17 protein-coding genes are annotated in these 17,206 nt (G+C 40.5%); 13 read left to right on the top strand and 4 right to left on the bottom strand.

Features of this window, described 5'->3' with window-relative positions; all coding sequences use genetic code 11:
* Positions 1-63: 63 nt before the first annotated feature.
* Positions 64-1,071 carry a rod-share determining protein MreBH gene (gene mreBH / locus QUF73_07860; protein ID MDM5226124.1) on the bottom strand — a complete coding sequence of 336 codons (1,008 nt, stop codon included), beginning with the start codon at positions 1,069-1,071 and terminating at the stop codon, positions 64-66.
* Positions 1,072-1,346: 275 nt separating this feature from the next.
* Between mreBH and miaA the strand changes: the two genes are divergently transcribed.
* The 8 genes from miaA (at position 1,347) to QUF73_07820 (ending at position 8,324) form a co-directional block, all read left to right on the top strand.
* A complete protein-coding gene (gene miaA / locus QUF73_07855) occupies positions 1,347-2,309 on the top strand; it encodes a tRNA (adenosine(37)-N6)-dimethylallyltransferase MiaA (protein ID MDM5226123.1) in 963 nt (320 codons plus the stop codon).
* Positions 2,310-2,336: 27 nt separating this feature from the next.
* A complete protein-coding gene (gene hfq, locus QUF73_07850; GenBank protein MDM5226122.1) occupies positions 2,337-2,570 on the top strand; it encodes an RNA chaperone Hfq in 234 nt (77 codons plus the stop codon).
* A 420-nt stretch (positions 2,571-2,990) separates the two neighbouring features.
* A complete protein-coding gene (gene spoVK / locus QUF73_07845) occupies positions 2,991-3,941 on the top strand; it encodes a stage V sporulation protein K (protein MDM5226121.1) in 951 nt (316 codons plus the stop codon).
* A 70-nt stretch (positions 3,942-4,011) separates the two neighbouring features.
* Positions 4,012-4,245, top strand: coding sequence for a glutaredoxin family protein (locus QUF73_07840; protein ID MDM5226120.1), 234 nt, complete (start codon positions 4,012-4,014; stop codon positions 4,243-4,245).
* A gap of 352 nt (positions 4,246-4,597) precedes the next feature.
* A complete protein-coding gene (locus tag QUF73_07835; GenBank protein ID MDM5226119.1) occupies positions 4,598-5,548 on the top strand; it encodes a hydroxyacid dehydrogenase in 951 nt (316 codons plus the stop codon).
* A gap of 111 nt (positions 5,549-5,659) precedes the next feature.
* A complete protein-coding gene (locus QUF73_07830; protein ID MDM5226118.1) occupies positions 5,660-6,004 on the top strand; it encodes a UxaA family hydrolase in 345 nt (114 codons plus the stop codon).
* Positions 6,005-6,006: 2 nt separating this feature from the next.
* Entirely contained in the window at positions 6,007-7,164 is a 1,158-nt protein-coding gene (locus QUF73_07825) for a UxaA family hydrolase (GenBank protein MDM5226117.1), read from the top strand.
* 74 nt (positions 7,165-7,238) lie between these two features.
* Positions 7,239-8,324: an Ldh family oxidoreductase gene (locus QUF73_07820; protein ID MDM5226116.1), complete on the top strand. Its 1,086-nt coding sequence runs from the start codon at positions 7,239-7,241 to the stop codon at positions 8,322-8,324.
* Positions 8,325-8,390: 66 nt separating this feature from the next.
* Here the strand turns inward: QUF73_07820 and QUF73_07815 are convergent, their stop codons facing one another.
* Together QUF73_07815 and QUF73_07810 are read right to left on the bottom strand one after the other, a co-directional pair.
* The gene (locus tag QUF73_07815; GenBank protein MDM5226115.1) at positions 8,391-9,086 is read right to left on the bottom strand and encodes a FadR/GntR family transcriptional regulator; all 696 of its coding nucleotides are present in this window, start codon (positions 9,084-9,086) and stop codon (positions 8,391-8,393) included.
* Between the two features lie 159 nt (positions 9,087-9,245).
* Positions 9,246-10,310 (bottom strand): YeiH family protein, encoded by a 1,065-nt coding sequence (locus QUF73_07810; protein MDM5226114.1) that lies wholly within the window; start codon positions 10,308-10,310, stop codon positions 9,246-9,248.
* Positions 10,311-10,731: 421 nt separating this feature from the next.
* On the opposite strand from QUF73_07810, the gene QUF73_07805 reads away from it, so the two are divergent.
* Genes QUF73_07805 through QUF73_07795 form a run of 3 tightly spaced genes read left to right on the top strand, consistent with a single transcriptional unit; the run spans position 10,732 to position 13,619 of the window.
* The gene (locus QUF73_07805) at positions 10,732-11,727 is read left to right on the top strand and encodes a DctP family TRAP transporter solute-binding subunit (GenBank protein MDM5226113.1); all 996 of its coding nucleotides are present in this window, start codon (positions 10,732-10,734) and stop codon (positions 11,725-11,727) included.
* A gap of 19 nt (positions 11,728-11,746) precedes the next feature.
* On the top strand, positions 11,747-12,319 hold the full coding sequence (locus tag QUF73_07800; protein ID MDM5226112.1) for a TRAP transporter small permease: 573 nt from the start codon (positions 11,747-11,749) through the stop codon (positions 12,317-12,319).
* Positions 12,320-12,338: 19 nt separating this feature from the next.
* Entirely contained in the window at positions 12,339-13,619 is a 1,281-nt protein-coding gene (locus tag QUF73_07795) for a TRAP transporter large permease (protein ID MDM5226111.1), read from the top strand.
* A gap of 18 nt (positions 13,620-13,637) precedes the next feature.
* Here the strand turns inward: QUF73_07795 and QUF73_07790 are convergent, their stop codons facing one another.
* On the bottom strand, positions 13,638-14,255 hold the full coding sequence (locus QUF73_07790) for a trimeric intracellular cation channel family protein (GenBank protein ID MDM5226110.1): 618 nt from the start codon (positions 14,253-14,255) through the stop codon (positions 13,638-13,640).
* Positions 14,256-14,492: 237 nt separating this feature from the next.
* On the opposite strand from QUF73_07790, the gene hflX reads away from it, so the two are divergent.
* Together hflX and QUF73_07780 are read left to right on the top strand one after the other, a co-directional pair.
* Complete coding sequence (hflX, locus tag QUF73_07785; GenBank protein ID MDM5226109.1) at positions 14,493-15,749, top strand: GTPase HflX; 1,257 nt, start codon at positions 14,493-14,495, stop codon at positions 15,747-15,749.
* Between the two features lie 13 nt (positions 15,750-15,762).
* On the top strand, positions 15,763-17,034 hold the full coding sequence (locus QUF73_07780) for a methionine gamma-lyase family protein (GenBank protein ID MDM5226108.1): 1,272 nt from the start codon (positions 15,763-15,765) through the stop codon (positions 17,032-17,034).
* Positions 17,035-17,206: the final 172 nt, after the last annotated feature.

Here is a 17,206-nt window from a genome sequence, read left to right as displayed (position 1 = left end):
CGTAATTCTACTGTATAAACAAAAAAGCACCCATTTTGCAAAAATGGATGCTCTTCTTATAAATTATCTAACCAATGTATGAAGTTTATCAATATATTTTAATGCAACCCCTGTTCCAACCGCTACAGATTCAAGTGGATTTGGAGCCAGGTGCACAGGCACGACAATTTCTTGGGATAACCAATCCTGCATGCCGTTAAGGAGGGCGCCGCCGCCGGATAAAATAACTCCGCGGTCAACGATGTCACCGCTCAGTTCGGCAGGGCTGTCTTCTAAAGTGGCACGGATGGCCTCTAGGATATGCAGGAGGGCTTCTCGCATTGCATCACGAATCTCAAATGAAGACAATGTAATCGTTTTTGGCAAACCAGTTACCAGGTCCCTTCCTCGGACTTCCATTGTCAATTCTTCATGGTCGATTAATGCATAGCCGATTTCCATTTTAATTTTTTCAGCTGTTCTTTCTCCAATAAGGACATTATACTCTTTGCGGACATGCTGAATAATGTCATCATCGAGTCTGTCGCCGCCGATGCGGATGGAGTGGCAGGCTACCACGCCGCCAAACGAGATGATGGCCACTTCCGTTGAACCGCCGCCAATATCTACAACAACATTTGCAACAGGCTCATCAACAGGCATGCCTGCACCGATTGCAGCTGCTACCGGTTCTTCAATAAGATGTACTTTTTTTGCTCCGGCATTTCGTACTGCATCCTGAATAGCTCTTCTTTCTACAGAGGTAGAACCTGAAGGAGTACATACTACCACATTAGGTTTTCGAATCGCAAATCCAACTTTCTTCGATGCTTTTCTCATAACCTGGCGAAGCATTTCAGTCGTTGTATCATAATCAGCAATAACCCCATCTTTAAGAGGGCGAATCGCAATAATACGGCCAGGTGTCTTACCAATCATTTCCTTCGCTTCTTTACCAACAGCTAACACTTTTTTCGTTTCTGTATCAATTGCTACTACAGAAGGTTCATTTAAAATAATTCCCTTTGTTTTACTGTATACAAGGATATTAGCAGTCCCTAAGTCAATTCCAATTTCAGATGTATTTATCATGAATTATTCACCCAGTTTCAATTTTATATTGTCACCATATAACCTTCTAATAAAGTAACATGATTTTGGGGGTTAGCCTTTGTTTGTTATGGAATCGTTAATAAATTGTAATTTTATAAGAAAATTTTAGAAAAATTGTCGAATAGAATGGGCAAAACTTGTTCATAATGCATAAATGTTCTGTTTTTGTAAAAAGAATGGTAAGATGATACCTGAAAAATTTTCCTGCTTTATGTTAGGATAATAAATAGAATAGCAGTAAAGGCAGTGAACAGATGATAGAAAAAGAAAAGCTTGCAGTGCTGATTGGCCCTACAGCTGTTGGAAAAACAAAATTAAGCATTCTGCTGGCGAAAAGATTTAATGCCGAGATTATCAGCGGAGATTCTATGCAAATATATAAAAGCATGGATATCGGCACGGCAAAAATTAAAGAGGAAGAGATGGAAGGGATACCGCATCATCTAATTGACATTAAAAATCCTGAAGATCCCTTTTCGGCAGCTGAATTTCAGGAACTGGTCCGAAGCAAAATCACAGAGATAACTTCAAGAGGCAAACTTCCAATGATCGTGGGAGGCACGGGATTGTATATTCAATCCGTTATTTATGATTACCAATTCTCTGATGCCCCTTCAGATGAAGAATTCAGAAAAACATTGGAGGAACGCGCCGAAAGGGAAGGGGCCGATGCCCTTTTTAAGGAGCTTTTGGCAATAGACCCTGAAAGTGCAGAAAAAATTCACCCCAATAACATTAGAAGAGTGGTCAGGGCATTGGAAATTTACCATTGCACAGGGAAAACGATGTCTCAGTATCAGGAGAATCAGGATCCAGAACTTCTTTATGATACGGCACTGATTGGGTTGACCATGGATCGGGATACCTTATATGAACGCATCAATCTCCGAGTTGACATCATGATGAAGGAAGGCTTGCTTGAAGAGGTTAGATCCCTTTATGATCAGGGATTAAAGGATTGCCAGTCCATACAGGCCATCGGGTATAAAGAGCTGTATGAATACTTTAATGGACGTGTTTCTCTGGAGGATGCCGCAGGAAATCTGAAGCAAAATTCAAGAAGGTATGCAAAAAGGCAGCTAACATGGTTTCGAAACAAGATGAATGTGGAATGGTTTGATATGTCCGATACAGCCGACCCTCATGAGTTTGAAAAAAAATTCGCTGAAATTTCTGCTCATATTGAAGGAAAGCTGAAAATAAAATCGAATACATAATGTTAGAGATAAAAGAGGAGGATTATAATGAAATCAGCAATCAATATTCAGGATCAGGTTCTTAACCAGCTACGCAAGGATAATACGAATTGTACCGTGTTCTTATTAAACGGATTCCAAATTAGAGGCTGTATTAAAGGCTTTGATAATTTTACTGTACTATTTGAATCAGAAGGAAAGCAGCAGCTTGTCTACAAGCATGCGATTTCAACATTCGTTCCCCAGCGCAATGTTCAGTTGGATTTAGAAAACCAGCAATAAAATATAACTCAGTCAGGAAGAAAAGCCCGCTTTGAATGAAGCGGGCTATTTTCTTATGCGGGGACCGATAAGAAAGACAAAAATATTTAATGAAATGGACGCTATCTGAATACATATAGGTATGGGAATTTATTGTTTCTATGAGAGCAAGCTGATTGCGGGCTCGTTTCCCTTGTCCATCATGAACGGCTTAATTACTCTGTGCCATGCTGAAACGGAGTATAGCCATAGCTGATGGAAGTTTCACCTTATTTCTCGGGAAACCGCATGAACCGACACTCCTGCATCATTGATTGCTGAAATGGACGGGAATTTGTCGTATTTTAGCCTAAGAACCGTAATCTCGCGGATGCATATAGGCTTTTGTCACAACGATTACTTCTATGCGTATACTGTGCTAAGAATGTGAGGTGATAGCTTTTGGACCAGCCGATTCGCCTGAAGAATAACGGACAGATCAGCATCGTGCTCAATTCACAAAAGCGAAAAACATACACAAAAGAGCTTCCCGAATCCCAAGTTGCTCCAAAAGCCATTCCGCCTGAGCATACAGCCCTGAAAGAAATTGAAGAAGAACTTGGCGCTCTTGTGGGAATGGAAGAGATGAAGAAAATGATCAAGGAGATCTATGCCTGGATTTATGTGAATAAAAAGCGGGAAGAAGCCGGTCTCAAAGCTGGAAAGCAAGCATTGCATATGATGTTCAAAGGCAATCCCGGCACCGGTAAAACAACGGTTGCCCGATTAATAGGCAAGCTTTTTCAAAAAATGAATGTGCTGTCAAAAGGCCATCTGATTGAAGCAGAGCGGGCCGATCTTGTCGGTGAATACATTGGCCATACCGCCCAAAAGACAAGGGATTTGGTGAAAAAAGCAATAGGCGGGATCCTGTTCATCGACGAAGCATACTCTTTAGGCAGAGGCGGCGAAAAAGACTTCGGCAAGGAAGCCATTGACACCCTCGTCAAGCATATGGAAGATCGCCAGCATGAATTTATCCTGATACTGGCGGGTTACTCAAGAGAAATGAATCATTTCCTGACTTTGAATCCAGGTCTTCATTCCCGATTCCCCCTGGTTGTTGACTTTCCTGACTACTCGATTGAGCAGCTGATGGAAATCGGGGAGCGGATGCTGAAGGAACGGGAGTATACTTTAAGTCACGAATCCGAAAAGAAGCTGAGGGAGCACTTACACTATGTAAAAAATAATCTCAGCCCGAACAGCTTTTCGAACGGGCGCTACATCCGGAATATCATTGAAAAATCAATCCGGGCTCAGGCCATGCGCCTGTTAATGCAAAACAGCTATGACAAACATGATCTGATGACCATCAGAAGCAATGATTTGGTGTTTGATGAAGCCGATTAAGGGGATATTGTAATAAAAAGATAATGTCAAAGAACATTGGCATTGTTTTTTATTGAAGGAGGAATATAAAATGAACACTATTACGGTTTATACAACGAATACTTGCCCTTACTGTACAATGGTGAAGAATTTTCTGGATGAGAAAGGGCTGGAGTATAAAGAGGTTAATGTGCAGAATGACCAGCGAGAGGCACAAAAACTGGTTGCAACCACCGGACAAATGGGAGTGCCGCAGATCAATGTGAATGGCAAATGGGTCATTGGCTTTGATCCAAATACGATTATGGCGAATGTGAAGCAATAATATTGAGGGGACCTGCTCGTGGATTGAGCAGGTCATTTTTTATGGAATTGTGAACTCTGCAAATAAAATGGGATACTTGCACAAAAAATACCTGTATTCGCAAACAAATAGGAAAATTAGCAAAGAAAATGTCTAAACTGGCAAACAAACAGCTTAATCCGGCAAATAAACATCTGAACCGTGATTCTGTTTGTCTTTTTAAGTATAATCTCGAAAGAACATCAGGATAATCTGATGTTTTTTATTTTAAAGAAAGAATTTTCAAAAAACATTGACCGATATTCACGGGGGTGTTTTAATAATTATAAGTGGTTGGGTCACCTAACCATTTTATTCGGAAGGAGCTTGAGAAATGAAAATACTAATTACTGAATTAATCTGGAAAGAAGGAATTGAAGAGTTAATAAACAATGGCTTTCAAGTGGATTATGAAGAGAATCTATGGAGTAACCGTGAAGAATTATTAAGTAAGATCAACATTTACGATGGTTTAATTGTGAGAAATCAAACAAATGTAGATCTGGAATTAATGGCAGCTGGTACTCAATTAAAGGTTATAGGCAGGCTTGGAGTTGGACTTGATAATATAGACACAACATCAGCTAAGAAAATGGGAATCCCAGTTGTTTATGCTAAAAATGCCAATGCTACTTCGGTGGCCGAGTATGTAATGATGGCCATGCTAAGTGTTTCCAGGCCTCTTCATCTTGCTGATTATGATGTCAGGAAAGGCAATTGGGATAGAAAAACATATACCGGAATAGAAATTGCGGGTAAAACGCTGGGCCTTATAGGATTAGGTGAAATCTCACATCGCGTTGCTAAAAGAGCAATATCGTTTGGAATGAAAGTGATTGGTTATGATCCCTTTATTGCGGATTATGATCACATCGTTTCTGAAACTGGGGTTCAAATAAAAGAATCATTAGCAGATCTGCTTGCTGAATCTGATTTCATTTCCTTGCATGTTCCGCTTACACCTTCAACCAAGTATTTAATCTCCGAGTCAGAACTTCAATCAATGAAGGTTACTTCCTATATTATTAATACCTCCCGAGGCGGTATTATAAATGAACGTGATCTTGCAGCTGCTTTGACCAATGGTGCGATTGCAGGAGCGTTTCTGGATGTGCTTGAGACAGAACCAATCCTCCCGTCGAACAAATTATTGTCCTGCTCGAATGCTGTTATTACTCCGCATATTGCTGGTTTAACTGAAGAATCACAAATTAGAACGTCCTTATTGGTGGCAAAGGAAGTGGCGAAGGTTATGAAGAATCAGCCATCATTATGTGTAATATAAAAAGTTTCCGAAAATTTAAATAAATCAATTGACTTTACCGTTTAAGAGTGGTTTAATTAACCTATAAACAGTGGTTGGGTCACCCAACCAAAATAAAGAGGAGGCAATTGAATGAGTAATAACAGTCAATCTACAACTCTTGCAGAATCGCATTCTCCTGAGTCTAAAGAGGTTAGCACACATAAGTTTTTAATTCATCATAAGGGAGATCATGTAGGGGTAGCGACTAGTCCAATAAAAGAAGGAGAACAGGTTATCGGAATTTTTATGGATGATAATTCTGAGGTGTCTGTAAAGTCTCGCGGGGATATTCCTTTAGGGCATAAAATTTCATTAGTGGACTTAAATAGTAATCAGCCAGTCTTAAAATACGGAATTCAAATTGGGTTAACTACAACAGAATGGGCTGTAGGAGACTATGTCCATACTCATAATATTAAAACGGCGAGGTGGTAAAAATGAATAATACACTAATGGGTTACCGCAGAGAAAATGGAAAAGTTGGAATACGCAATCACGTCATCATTTTGCCTGTTGATGATATCTCAAATGCTGCCTGTGAGGCTGTTGCAAGACAAGTTCAAGGAACGATGGCCCTGCCTCACGCATATGGAAGACTTCAGTATGGACCAGACCTTGATCTTCATTTCAGAACAATGATAGGAACCGGTTCAAATCCAAATGTGGCAGCGGTTATTGTCATCGGCATTGAAGAAAACTGGTCCAAGAAAATCGCGGAAGGTATTGCAGAAACTGGGAAACCAGTATCCTATTTTTCTATCGAGGGAAATGGTGACTTTGAAACAATCCGCCAAGCATCATGGAAAGCTAAAGAGTATGTTCAATGGGCATCTGAACTGCAGAGAGAACCGATCGAACTAAAAGATTTAACGATCAGCATCAAGTGTGGGGAATCGGATACAACTACAGGACTGGGTTCATGCCCAACAGTATCTCAGGCAGTTGACCGCCTGGTTGATGCCGGTGCGACCGTATTTTTTGGGGAAACATCTGAATTGACTGGTGGGGAACATCTAATCGCACAAAGAATGGCAACTCCTGAACTTCATGAAAAGTTTATGGCTATTTATAAAGATTATGTTGGCGAAATCGAATCCAAAGGAGTAGATTTGCTTGGTTCACAGCCAACACAGGGAAATATTGCAGGAGGCCTATCAACTATAGAAGAAAAGGCTCTTGGTAATATCGCCAAAACGGGCACTAAGGATGTAATTGGGGTACTTGATCCAGCGGAAAAGCCTGAGAATGGCAATGGCTTGTATTTTATGGATACTTCTTCAGCAGCTGCAGAGTGCATTACGTTAATGGCAGCTGGCGGAGCAGTACTCCACCTTTTCCCAACAGGGCAGGGTAATATTATCGGAAATCCAATTGAGCCTGTTGTGAAAATTACCGCAAATCCCATAACAGCAGGAACAATGAGCGAGCATATTGATGTAGATGTACAGGGATTATTGTCCCGTCAGATTTCCCTGGAAGAAGCAGGCGACAAATTAATGGAAGTTATTTGCCGTACGGTAAATGGCCGATTGACCAGTGCTGAGGCTTTAGGACATCGTGAATTTGTCATGACAAAACTATACCGAAGCGCCTGATTTAATTTCTCCCTGCACATTTATGAGCAGGGAGAATCCTTTTTTAAAGAGAGTAGAAAAAAAGGAGTTTAGACATGAACAAATATAATGAATCGGATCTAAAGGAATTCTGTGAAAAAGTTCTTGAAAAAATGGGAATGCGCAAAGATTATTCGGAAGTTGTCGCGGATTCACTGGTAAAAGCAAACTTAGAAGGCACGGATAGCCACGGAATCAGCAGACTTCCCATTTATGCCAAACGATTCATGGATAAAAGAATAAATGTGAATCCGGATATTAAAGTCACTAAAAAAGCTCCATCCGTGCTGCAGGTTGATGGCGATAATGGACTGGGCCATATAGTAAGCTGGAAGGCAATTAAAGAAGGCATTGAAACGGCAAAAGAAAATGGCACTGCAGCAATCGCGATTCGTAATAGCAATCATTTTGGGACTGCTTCATATTTTTGCCAGATGGCATGCGAGCAGAATTTCGCATGCATAGGATTTACTAATTCCCCGCCAGGCATTGCACCCTGGGGAGGGAAGGAAGCTTTCTTTGGCACCAACCCAATCGCTTTTGGCTTTCCAACTGGCAACGATCAGCCTGTAATCATTGATTTATCAACCAGTATAGTGGCTAGAGGGAAAATCATATTGGCCGCTAAACAGGGGAATGAAATACCGGATGACTGGGCAATAGATGAAAATGGATATCCCACCAAAGATCCTGCAGCTGCTTTAAATGGGTCTGTATTACCGCTTGGAGGTGCAAAAGGAGCTGCACTTGCACTTGCGGTTGAAATATTAACTGGTGTGCTTTCAGGAGCGGCATTTGGCCCTCATGTGAAAAACCTATATGATGATAGTGAAACAGAGAATGCTAATGTTGGACATTTCTTTTTGCTATTAGATATTGAAAAATTTATGGATTTAACACTGTTCTTTACTTCCATTCAAAAACTGCTTCAGGAAATGAAGGAAGTGCCTAAGAAACCAGATGTAAGCGAAATACGCTATCCTGGAGAAAGAAGAAAAAGAGAAAGTGAGGGCAGGTTATTAACAGGAATTGAATTATCAGGCAATGTGGAACAGGAATTAAAAGAATTGGGTGAGAAATTCAATATCCATTTTCCTGAGGCGATGTCACTTGATCATTCCAGGAAAAGTCTTTCTCTATAAAAAAAGCTGTATGGTGATTATTGCCCCATCCAATTGGATGAGGTATATAACACCATGACAGCTTTTTTAGTTGGATAATGTATTTTGTGAAATCGAACATTCTACACTTTCAATATGGTCTATCATACGTTCCTGGGCTAACTCAATGTTGTGCTGTTTTATTGCCTCAAGAATCCTTTCGTGCTCTTGAACAGATTTTAACGCACGGCCCGGAATGTTAATTGACTTTGTACGTGACTCGGACAGCAGATCGATTAAAAAGTGCATAATCCTTACTAGCACAACATTATTTGAATGATCTGCAAGAGTCATATGAAATTTATGATCTAATTCAGCCAGACGGTCAAAATTCTGGTCACCACTTACAATTTCGTTTGCTTCCTTAAGGATTTGATCTAATTGCTTAATAAGATCCGGGCTTGAATTCTCAATGGACCATTTTACTGTCCATTCCTCAAGAATTTTTCTGACGGAGAAGAAATCTTTAAATTGATCTGAGGATACAAAGAACGCTTCAGTCATTTTTTGTATCTGCTGCTCTGGAGAAGCTACAAAGACCCCTGTTCCGTGTTTAGCGGTTAAATACCCATATGCTTCGAGTATCTTATAAGCTTCCCTTACTGTATTTCTGCTGACAGAAAGCTCCATTCCCATTTCTCTTTCGCCAGGGATTTTTTCACCTGCTCTGTATACGCCATTTTGGATTTTTTTCTTTATACTATCGGCTACCTGCTCCGAAATTCCTTTTCTATTAATGTCCAAATTTACCCCTCCAACCAATGTTTACTGATGGGCATTCTTTTATAGGCAAAATGGTTCAATGGCCCAACCTATTTTATTAAATCATTAACAGGTCAAGTAATCAACACCGCTATCTTAATTTTCTCAAAAAGGAAAATATAGCTGCCTTTAATGGCAGCTTTAAATAAAATGAACGATTAAAAATCCTAATGCTGCTAAGGCAGCAGCTCCGATAACTCCCGTGAAAATCACCTTGCCGTTTAACTTTTTAAATTCACTATAATTAACTCCTAAACCTAAACCTGCCATGGCCATAGATAATAAGAAAATACTTAGTGCAATCAGCATTTGAGTGATTTTATCAGACAGTATACCTGCAGTATTAACCAGGCACATAAACAGAAAGCCGAAGATGAACCAGGGGACCGGCAAATCTCTGAGTCTTGTTTTCTGTTTCTTTAAGCTGTTCTTATTAAATATCATTCCAAGTATAATCGCTGCGGGAATTAATAATGCTACACGTCCCAGTTTTACTAGAATTGCAGTATCACTGCTGACATCTCCTCCTGGAGCTGAAGCTGCAATCACATGAGCAAGCTCATGCAAAGTTGCTCCAGTTAATACACCATAATCACGGGGGCTTAAATCCAGCACAGGAAACATAAAGGTATAAATAATTGTCACCATGGTACCCATAATGGCAATAAAAGCTACGGAGATAGCAGTCAATTCATTTTTAGCCCTGATTAGGGGGGCGACAGCAACTATGGCAGCAGCGCCGCATATTGCAGTTCCAACTGCAATCAGTGTGGATAAATGGCGGTCGATCGAGAGAAGTTTTCCGATATACATCATAAGGACAAGTGTGAAAACGATTACAATAATATCGGCAATAATAATAGAAAAACCAGCGGCAAATATTTGTTCAACATTGAGTCTTAATCCCATCAGAATAATCCCTGCACGAAGAAGAGTCTTGCTGCTGAATGTAATCCCGGCAGATGCATCGCCTGGCACATCCATTATGCCTTTCCAGCTCATGCCAAGCAGTATGGAAACAATCATAATTCCCATTACAGAAAAAATGGGTAATTTCGCTATTGAACCAGCTAATACAGCAAGTATTAAAGTAAGCAGGACTCCTTTTAACCAGCCCTTTTGAAGCTTTAAGGTTTTTATTTTTTTTCTTGTGTGAAGGGGAACTGTTTTTGCTTTATGCAGTTTTGTTGCTCCAGCATTGCTCAATCTTCTGCCTCCTTTTTAGTGAAATTGGTCTGGTGGTTAGGAGACCCAACCAATTTAATTTTATTTAAGCATTTTTAAAAAGGGTTATCAAGAAAAATATAAAAATTAAATAAAAAAATTTAGAAAGTATTGATTTTTTAGAAAATTATAAATAGAATATGGATAGTGGTTGGGTGACTGTACCATAACTCAAGTAATCTTCTTTAAGAAAAGTCATTCCATAAAAAAGATTTTAATAGATCAGCAGGGTAGTGAATAAAAAGGAGGAATTTTAAGGGGGAAATCATATTATTCTAATCAAATAACAATATTAACAACTTATTTATGTAGACGACTTGGCGGCGGTAAATCTGATGAATCCTTGCAGTTTTTCAATCATGTATTTGTAAGGGCTTACAATATAGTGCGGGAGGCGAATTATATGAGAGTATTTCTGTCTATCTTATCAATCCTATTGTTAATATTTGTGAGCGGCTGCTCCAGCAATGTTAATGGCAAAGAGCCGGATGCAGAATATGTTTTGAGACTGGGCCATCTTCAAACGGAAACTCATCCCTACCACAAAGGGGCATTGAAGTTTAAAGAGCTGGTGGAAGAAAAATCTAACGGGCGGATAAGAATTGATATATTTCCAAGCAGCCAATTAGGAAATGGAAGAGACCAAATAGAAGGAGCGCAAATTGGCTCCATCCATTTTCATATTGGGTCAGTAGCACCAGTAACCAATTTCGCCCCTAAATTTAATTTGCTTAACCTTCCATATTTATTTGAAAGCCGGGAGCATGCTTTTCGGGTCCTGGATGGGGAGATAGGCAAAGAGATAGCTTCTGATTTAGAGAACAGGGGCCTTATCAACCTCGGCTATATGGAGAATGGCTGGAGGCATATGACAAATAATAAAAAACCCATTAAGACAAGTGCCGATGCAGCGAAATTAAAACTGAGGGTCCAGGAGTCACCTCCATACATCTCATTCATCAAAGCTCTTGGCTCAACCCCTGTTCCTGTTCCTTTTGGTGAGCTCTATACTGCTCTGGAGCAAAAAGTGGTGGATGGCCAGGAAAATCCGCTTGCTCAAATCTATTTAAATAAATTTCATGAGGTGCAGAGCTATTTGACTCTAACTGCCCATAATTATGATGCTGCAGTTTTTCTGATGAGCAAAACAACATTTGATACTTTGCCGGCAGAACTTCAAAATGCAGTATCTGAAGCTTCTAAGGAAGCGGTTGATTATGAACGGGCAATAGCACTGGAAGATGAGGAAAAGTTGCTGGATGAGCTGAGAAAATCGGAAGTTCAAATTGAAGAAAATCCGGATTTGGAATCATTTAGAAAAGCAGTCAAGCCAGTATATGACGAATTTGAAGATTCTATAGGAAAAGAGCTGTTTGATAAGATAGAAAGCTTAAAATAAATGGCGGGGGTGTAGAGAAATGAGTGATTTTTTCGGGAAATTGAGTGACAAAGCGGATAAGTTATCCAGAAATATTGTTATCTTGTTTTTTGTCATTGCCTTTATCTCCACAGTGTATCAGGTATTTTCAAGATACGTCCTGCAAAGTGCGATTGCAAAAAGTATACTCCCTTTTGCAGACTTCAGTATTTTCAACTTAACCTGGATTGAAGAACTTATCAGGTACATGTTTGTATGGATCGTTTTCTTAGGGATCGGAATCGTATATAAAAGCAAAGGGCATGCCCAAGTAGAAATTCTCCATCATTATTTATCTGAAAAATGGAAAAGTAGAGTCATGCTGCTGGTTGAATGTATTAACAGTGCACTTTTTCTGTTTCTCATTATTTATGGATCAAGAATATTGAAGTTCTCTATTCAGCAAATTTCTCCTTCGCTTGGCCTGAATATGACTTTTATTTACGGAGCAGTCCTAGTCAGTTCAATTGTCTGTTTTGTTCACTCATCGGTTAATATTTTGGAGCTGCGCACTGCAAAAAGGGATGAAAGAGTGGTCGTTCAAGTAGAATCCCAAAATACAAATATGGGTTAGTTGAAAGGGAGGGAATTTGATGACGGTAGCAATAATAGTATTGGCTGTATTGTTTTTATTAATGATTCTGGGTGTGCCAATTGCAATATCTTTAATTATAGCTTCCATTTCCGGATTTATTTCAAGCATTTATTATATTCCTCTTGAAGTGGTTCCACAGCGTTTGATTACATCAGTTGATTCCTTTCCGCTGCTGGCGATTCCATTCTTCATGCTTACAGGGGAATTTATGATGTCAGGGAGTATGGGTAAAAGAATAGCGGCATTTGCTTTTGCCGCAGTGGGCTGGGTAAGGGCAGGACTTGCCCAGGTTTCAACCTTAACAAGTATGTTTTTTGCCGGGATATCCGGTTCAGGTGCTGCAGATACAGCTGCTGTAGGTAAAATGATGATACCGATGATGGAGTCAAAGGGATATGATAAAGGGTTTGCAGCTGCCACTGTTGCAAGTGCGGGCACAATAGCTGTGGTTATACCTCCATCCATTCCCATGATTGTATATGGCGTAACTGCAGGAGTATCCATAGGAGACCTGTTCACAGCAGGCATCATACCCGGGATATTAATAGGCTTGTCTTTAATGATGTTAAACTACTGGTTAACCAGGAAAAACAATTATTCTGAAGAAAAAAAGACATTCGAATTCACAACATTCCGCAAAACTTTTTATGAAGGGATATTGGCTTTGCTCTTGCCATTAATCATTATTTTCGGCATCAGGGGAGGGATCTTTACTCCTACAGAAGCCGGAGCAGTAGCAGCTGCATATGCTTTTATCATTAATAAGTTTGTTTATAAAGATATGGATTGGAAGGATATACCCGAAGCGTTTATAAACGCTGGAAAAATGTCTGCGATGGTTGTCTTTATTATAGCCGGTGCAAATTTATTCGGATGGTTACTAACGGCTGAACAAATTCCGCAGCAGCTTGCACAGCTTGTAATGAACGCAACAGAAAATAAATATCTGATACTATTTATCTTCAATATTATCTTCTTTATTGCAGGGTGCTTCCTGAACGCATCAGCAGCGATTACGATCCTAACGCCATTGCTTCTCCCGATTGCTCTCGGAGCAGGCATTGACCCGGTCTTCTTCGGATTAATCATGGTTGTTAACTTATCAATCGGTTTAATTACTCCTCCAGTTGGATTGGATTTGTTTATAGTGAAGGGAATAGCTGATGTTTCCTACGATAAATTAATCAAGGCTGTGATTCCTTTTATTGCCGTAATGGTTTTTGATTTATTTATTATTACTTATTTCCCTGCGATATCAATGTTTTTAACAACCCTATAAATATTAAAAGAGCATCGGCTATCCGATGCTTTTACTTGTTCCCAGCCTCTTAACCGGAAGCTTCCAATTATATGTGTAAGATAAAACCCGCAAAGCGGTAATGAAGATAAACAAAGTGTAAAGTTCAAACGGTGCTTCGGCGATTCCAAGTCCGACTCCAAAACCGCAAAGGATAGCCCAGACCGCATAGATTTCAGACCGCAATACAAGCGGTTTTCTCCTTGCAAGCAGGTCACGGATTATGCCGCCGCCGCTTCCTGTCAGTACTGCAGCCACAATCACAGCGCTTAATGGATGGTTCATTTCCGTTGCGTACAGTGCTCCTTGGATGGCAAACGCGGATAATCCGATTGCGTCTGTGAAATTGCCCCATTTTTGCCAGTGTTTGAGCAGGTTGTTCGGGAACAGCATTACTGCTGTGATGGATAAAAGGGCAATCTGAAAAAATAAACCCTGTTCCCAAAGGGCAGAAACAGGAACACCTATCAGCAGGTTTCGGATGGCCCCGCCGCCAAAAGCGGTAACAATACCCAGAATATAAACACCTAAAATATCATATTCTTCTTCCATGGCCACAATTGCGCCGCTGACAGCGAAGGCAACAGTGCCAATCATACTTAAAACTTCCCATGTCATATGCCATTTCTCCTCATGATGCAACTCTCTAAATCTATGTTATTACAGTCAATTAAAAACGTAAATTCTTTCCAAACAATATGATTTTAACACGGAAAAAAAGAAATACAATACTTTTTTAACACTTTTTAAATGGACGGTGGAAATGCCTATATATAGCGGTAAAAATTAGTATTTAAGCATGTTTTTTGTTATGATGTTATCAATTAAAATAAGCAAATGAAAGAGGGATGCTGGTTGGAACATAAGCCAGATTATGAAAAAGTCATTCTTGTCGGCTGCCATACTGATGAAGATGACCAGCGGTTTGAATATTCAATGGAAGAATTGGAATCGCTGACTGAAACGGCAAACGGAAAAGTTTTAGCTTCGATTACTCAAAAAAGGGAACGGGTTCATCCGTCTACATATATAGGAAAAGGGAAAGTGGAGGAACTGGCTGCACTTCAGGAAGAAATGGAAGCAGATATTATCATTTTTAACGATGAGCTCTCACCAAGCCAGGTTCGCAACTTATCAGCAGATTTGGATGCCAGGATCATTGACCGCACACAGCTGATTTTAGATATCTTTGCGCAGAGGGCGCGTTCTAAAGAAGGGAAGCTGCAGGTCGAATTGGCACAGCTGCAGTATCTGCTGCCGCGCCTGTCAGGCCAGGGTGTCCAGCTTTCAAGACTGGGCGGAGGAATCGGCACGAGGGGGCCGGGTGAGACCAAGCTTGAATCAGACCGCCGCCATATCCGCCGCCGCATTGATGATATTAAGACCCAGCTTTCTGTCATTGTGCAGCATCGTGACAGATACCGTGAACGAAGGAAGAAAAACAAAGCATTCCAAATAGCGCTTGTCGGCTATACAAATGCAGGGAAATCCACGATTTTTAACAGATTGTCCGAAGCGGATTCCTATGAAGAAAACCAGCTGTTTGCCACACTTGACCCGATGACCCGCAAGCTGATTTTGCCAAGTGGATTTATCACACTTGTGACAGATACAGTCGGATTTATTCAGGATTTGCCGACTACGCTCATTGCAGCCTTCCGTTCCACTCTGGAAGAAGTAAAGGAAGCAGATCTTCTTCTTCATGTGGTCGATATGTCCAATCCGGATTATTACCAGCATGAGCAGACAGTCAATAAACTGATAGAAGATTTGGAAAATGATAAAATTCCGCAGCTGACGGTATATAATAAGAGAGATTTAAGGCATCCTGATTTTGTCCCGACCGCCAGAACAGAAACGATTCAGATCAGTGCCTTTGAAGAAGATGACCGCAATGAGCTCAAACGGAAAATCGAGCAGATGATCCTGGGAATGATGAAGCATTACCATGTGGAGGTGCCTTCGACAGAAGGAAAACTGCTGTCACAGCTCAAGAACGAAACCATCCTGAGGGAATTGACTTTCAATGAAGACAAGGAACTCTATGTTTGCAAGGGCTATTACCTCGAAGACCATCAGATCTCAGGGCCTTTAATGAAATATACCGTATAGTTAGGAGAACATCATGTTTCAACAGTTATCACAAGGGGAAAAGCTCCAGCCGATAGTAAAAGAAGTGGAGCAGCAAATTTCAGAAGTATTAAAGAGCATTGATGAGCGGATTGATGAGAATCAATTCCGTGTATTAAAGAGCTTTCAAAATTTCAAAGTCAGCGATTCGCATTTCATTCCTTCAACCGGCTATGGATACGATGATATCGGCAGGGATACATTGGAGGAAATATATGCAGAAGTTTTCGGCGGGGAAGCCGGATTGGTGCGTCCGCAGATTATATCAGGCACGCATGCTATTTCCATTGCACTTTTTGGCGTATTGCGGCCGGGTGATGAATTGCTGTACATCACAGGCAAGCCATATGACACACTGGAAGAAATCGTTGGAATCCGGGGAACTGGAAACGGCTCGCTGAAAGAGTTCGGAATTGGATACAAGAGCATCCCGCTGAATGAAGACGGAAGCATTGATTATCCTGCAGTTGAAAAATCAATAAAACCGAATACGAAAATGATTGGCATACAGCGTTCTAAGGGATACGCAACAAGACCATCATTCACAATCGAACAAATAGAAGAAATGATTCAGTTTGTAAAAGAAATTAAGCCGGATGCAATTGTTTTTGTTGATAATTGCTATGGAGAATTTGTTGAAGACCGCGAACCTTGCCATGTTGGGGCAGACTTGATGGCCGGGTCGCTTATTAAGAATCCCGGCGGGGGGATTGCCAAGACGGGCGGTTATATTGTCGGTAAGAAGGAGTGGGTGGAAGCCTGCTCCTACCGAATGACTTCACCGGGAATTGGGGCAGAAGCGGGTGCGTCCCTTTACAGCCTTCAGGAAATGTATCAGGGCTTTTTCCTTGCTCCCCATGTTGTTGGCCAGGCGCTGAAAGGGGCTGTTTTTACTGCAGCATTGCTTGAGCGGCTTGGAATGAACTCCAACCCAAAGTGGGACAGTAATAGAACCGATTTGATCCAATCTGTTCAATTTGATGATAAAGAAAAAATGGTGGCGTTTTGCCAGGCGATTCAATTTGCATCTCCAGTTAATTCCCATGTAACCGCCTATCCAGCTTATATGCCTGGATATGAAGACGATGTTATCATGGCAGCGGGTACCTTTATTCAGGGTGCAAGCATTGAACTGACGGCTGATGGCCCCATCAGGCCGCCTTATGTTGCCTATGTTCAGGGCGGACTGACTTATTCACATGTGAAAATGGCTGTATGCATCGCTCTGAACCAATTGCTGGAAAAATGTTTAGTCCAAATAAATTAGGTAAATATTAAGAAGGACAGCTACATAGTTAGTTGTCCTTTTCTGTTCTTTACTGAGAATTATATGAAAATATGAAAGGAAAAAATTTTTTGAAAAATTCATGTTATAAAAGCTAACATATTGTTGACAGATTATCTGACATTACATATAATAAACTCAAGAAGTAATAGAA

The sequence above is a fragment of the Cytobacillus sp. NJ13 genome, assembly GCA_030348385.1.
Taxonomy (GTDB): Bacteria; Bacillota; Bacilli; order Bacillales; family Cytobacillaceae; genus Cytobacillus.
This window is presented reverse-complemented; position numbering and strand designations above follow the sequence as displayed.

Bases quoted from the DNA above. Each gene is read 5' to 3' on its own strand.
- QUF73_07835 (MDM5226119.1), top strand. From the start codon at position 4,598: ATGAAAATACTAATTACTGAATTAATCTGGAAAGAAGGAATTGAAGAG.
- QUF73_07820 (MDM5226116.1), top strand. From the start codon at position 7,239: ATGAACAAATATAATGAATCGGATCTAAAGGAATTCTGTGAAAAAGTT.
- QUF73_07800 (MDM5226112.1), top strand. From the start codon at position 11,747: ATGAGTGATTTTTTCGGGAAATTGAGTGACAAAGCGGATAAGTTATCC.
- QUF73_07790 (MDM5226110.1), bottom strand. From the start codon at position 14,255: ATGACATGGGAAGTTTTAAGTATGATTGGCACTGTTGCCTTCGCTGTC.
- QUF73_07830 (MDM5226118.1), top strand. From the start codon at position 5,660: ATGAGTAATAACAGTCAATCTACAACTCTTGCAGAATCGCATTCTCCT.
- hfq (MDM5226122.1), top strand. From the start codon at position 2,337: ATGAAATCAGCAATCAATATTCAGGATCAGGTTCTTAACCAGCTACGC.
- QUF73_07825 (MDM5226117.1), top strand. From the start codon at position 6,007: ATGAATAATACACTAATGGGTTACCGCAGAGAAAATGGAAAAGTTGGA.
- QUF73_07840 (MDM5226120.1), top strand. From the start codon at position 4,012: ATGAACACTATTACGGTTTATACAACGAATACTTGCCCTTACTGTACA.
- QUF73_07805 (MDM5226113.1), top strand. From the start codon at position 10,732: ATGAGAGTATTTCTGTCTATCTTATCAATCCTATTGTTAATATTTGTG.
- mreBH (MDM5226124.1), bottom strand. From the start codon at position 1,071: ATGATAAATACATCTGAAATTGGAATTGACTTAGGGACTGCTAATATC.
- QUF73_07795 (MDM5226111.1), top strand. From the start codon at position 12,339: ATGACGGTAGCAATAATAGTATTGGCTGTATTGTTTTTATTAATGATT.
- miaA (MDM5226123.1), top strand. From the start codon at position 1,347: ATGATAGAAAAAGAAAAGCTTGCAGTGCTGATTGGCCCTACAGCTGTT.
- QUF73_07780 (MDM5226108.1), top strand. From the start codon at position 15,763: ATGTTTCAACAGTTATCACAAGGGGAAAAGCTCCAGCCGATAGTAAAA.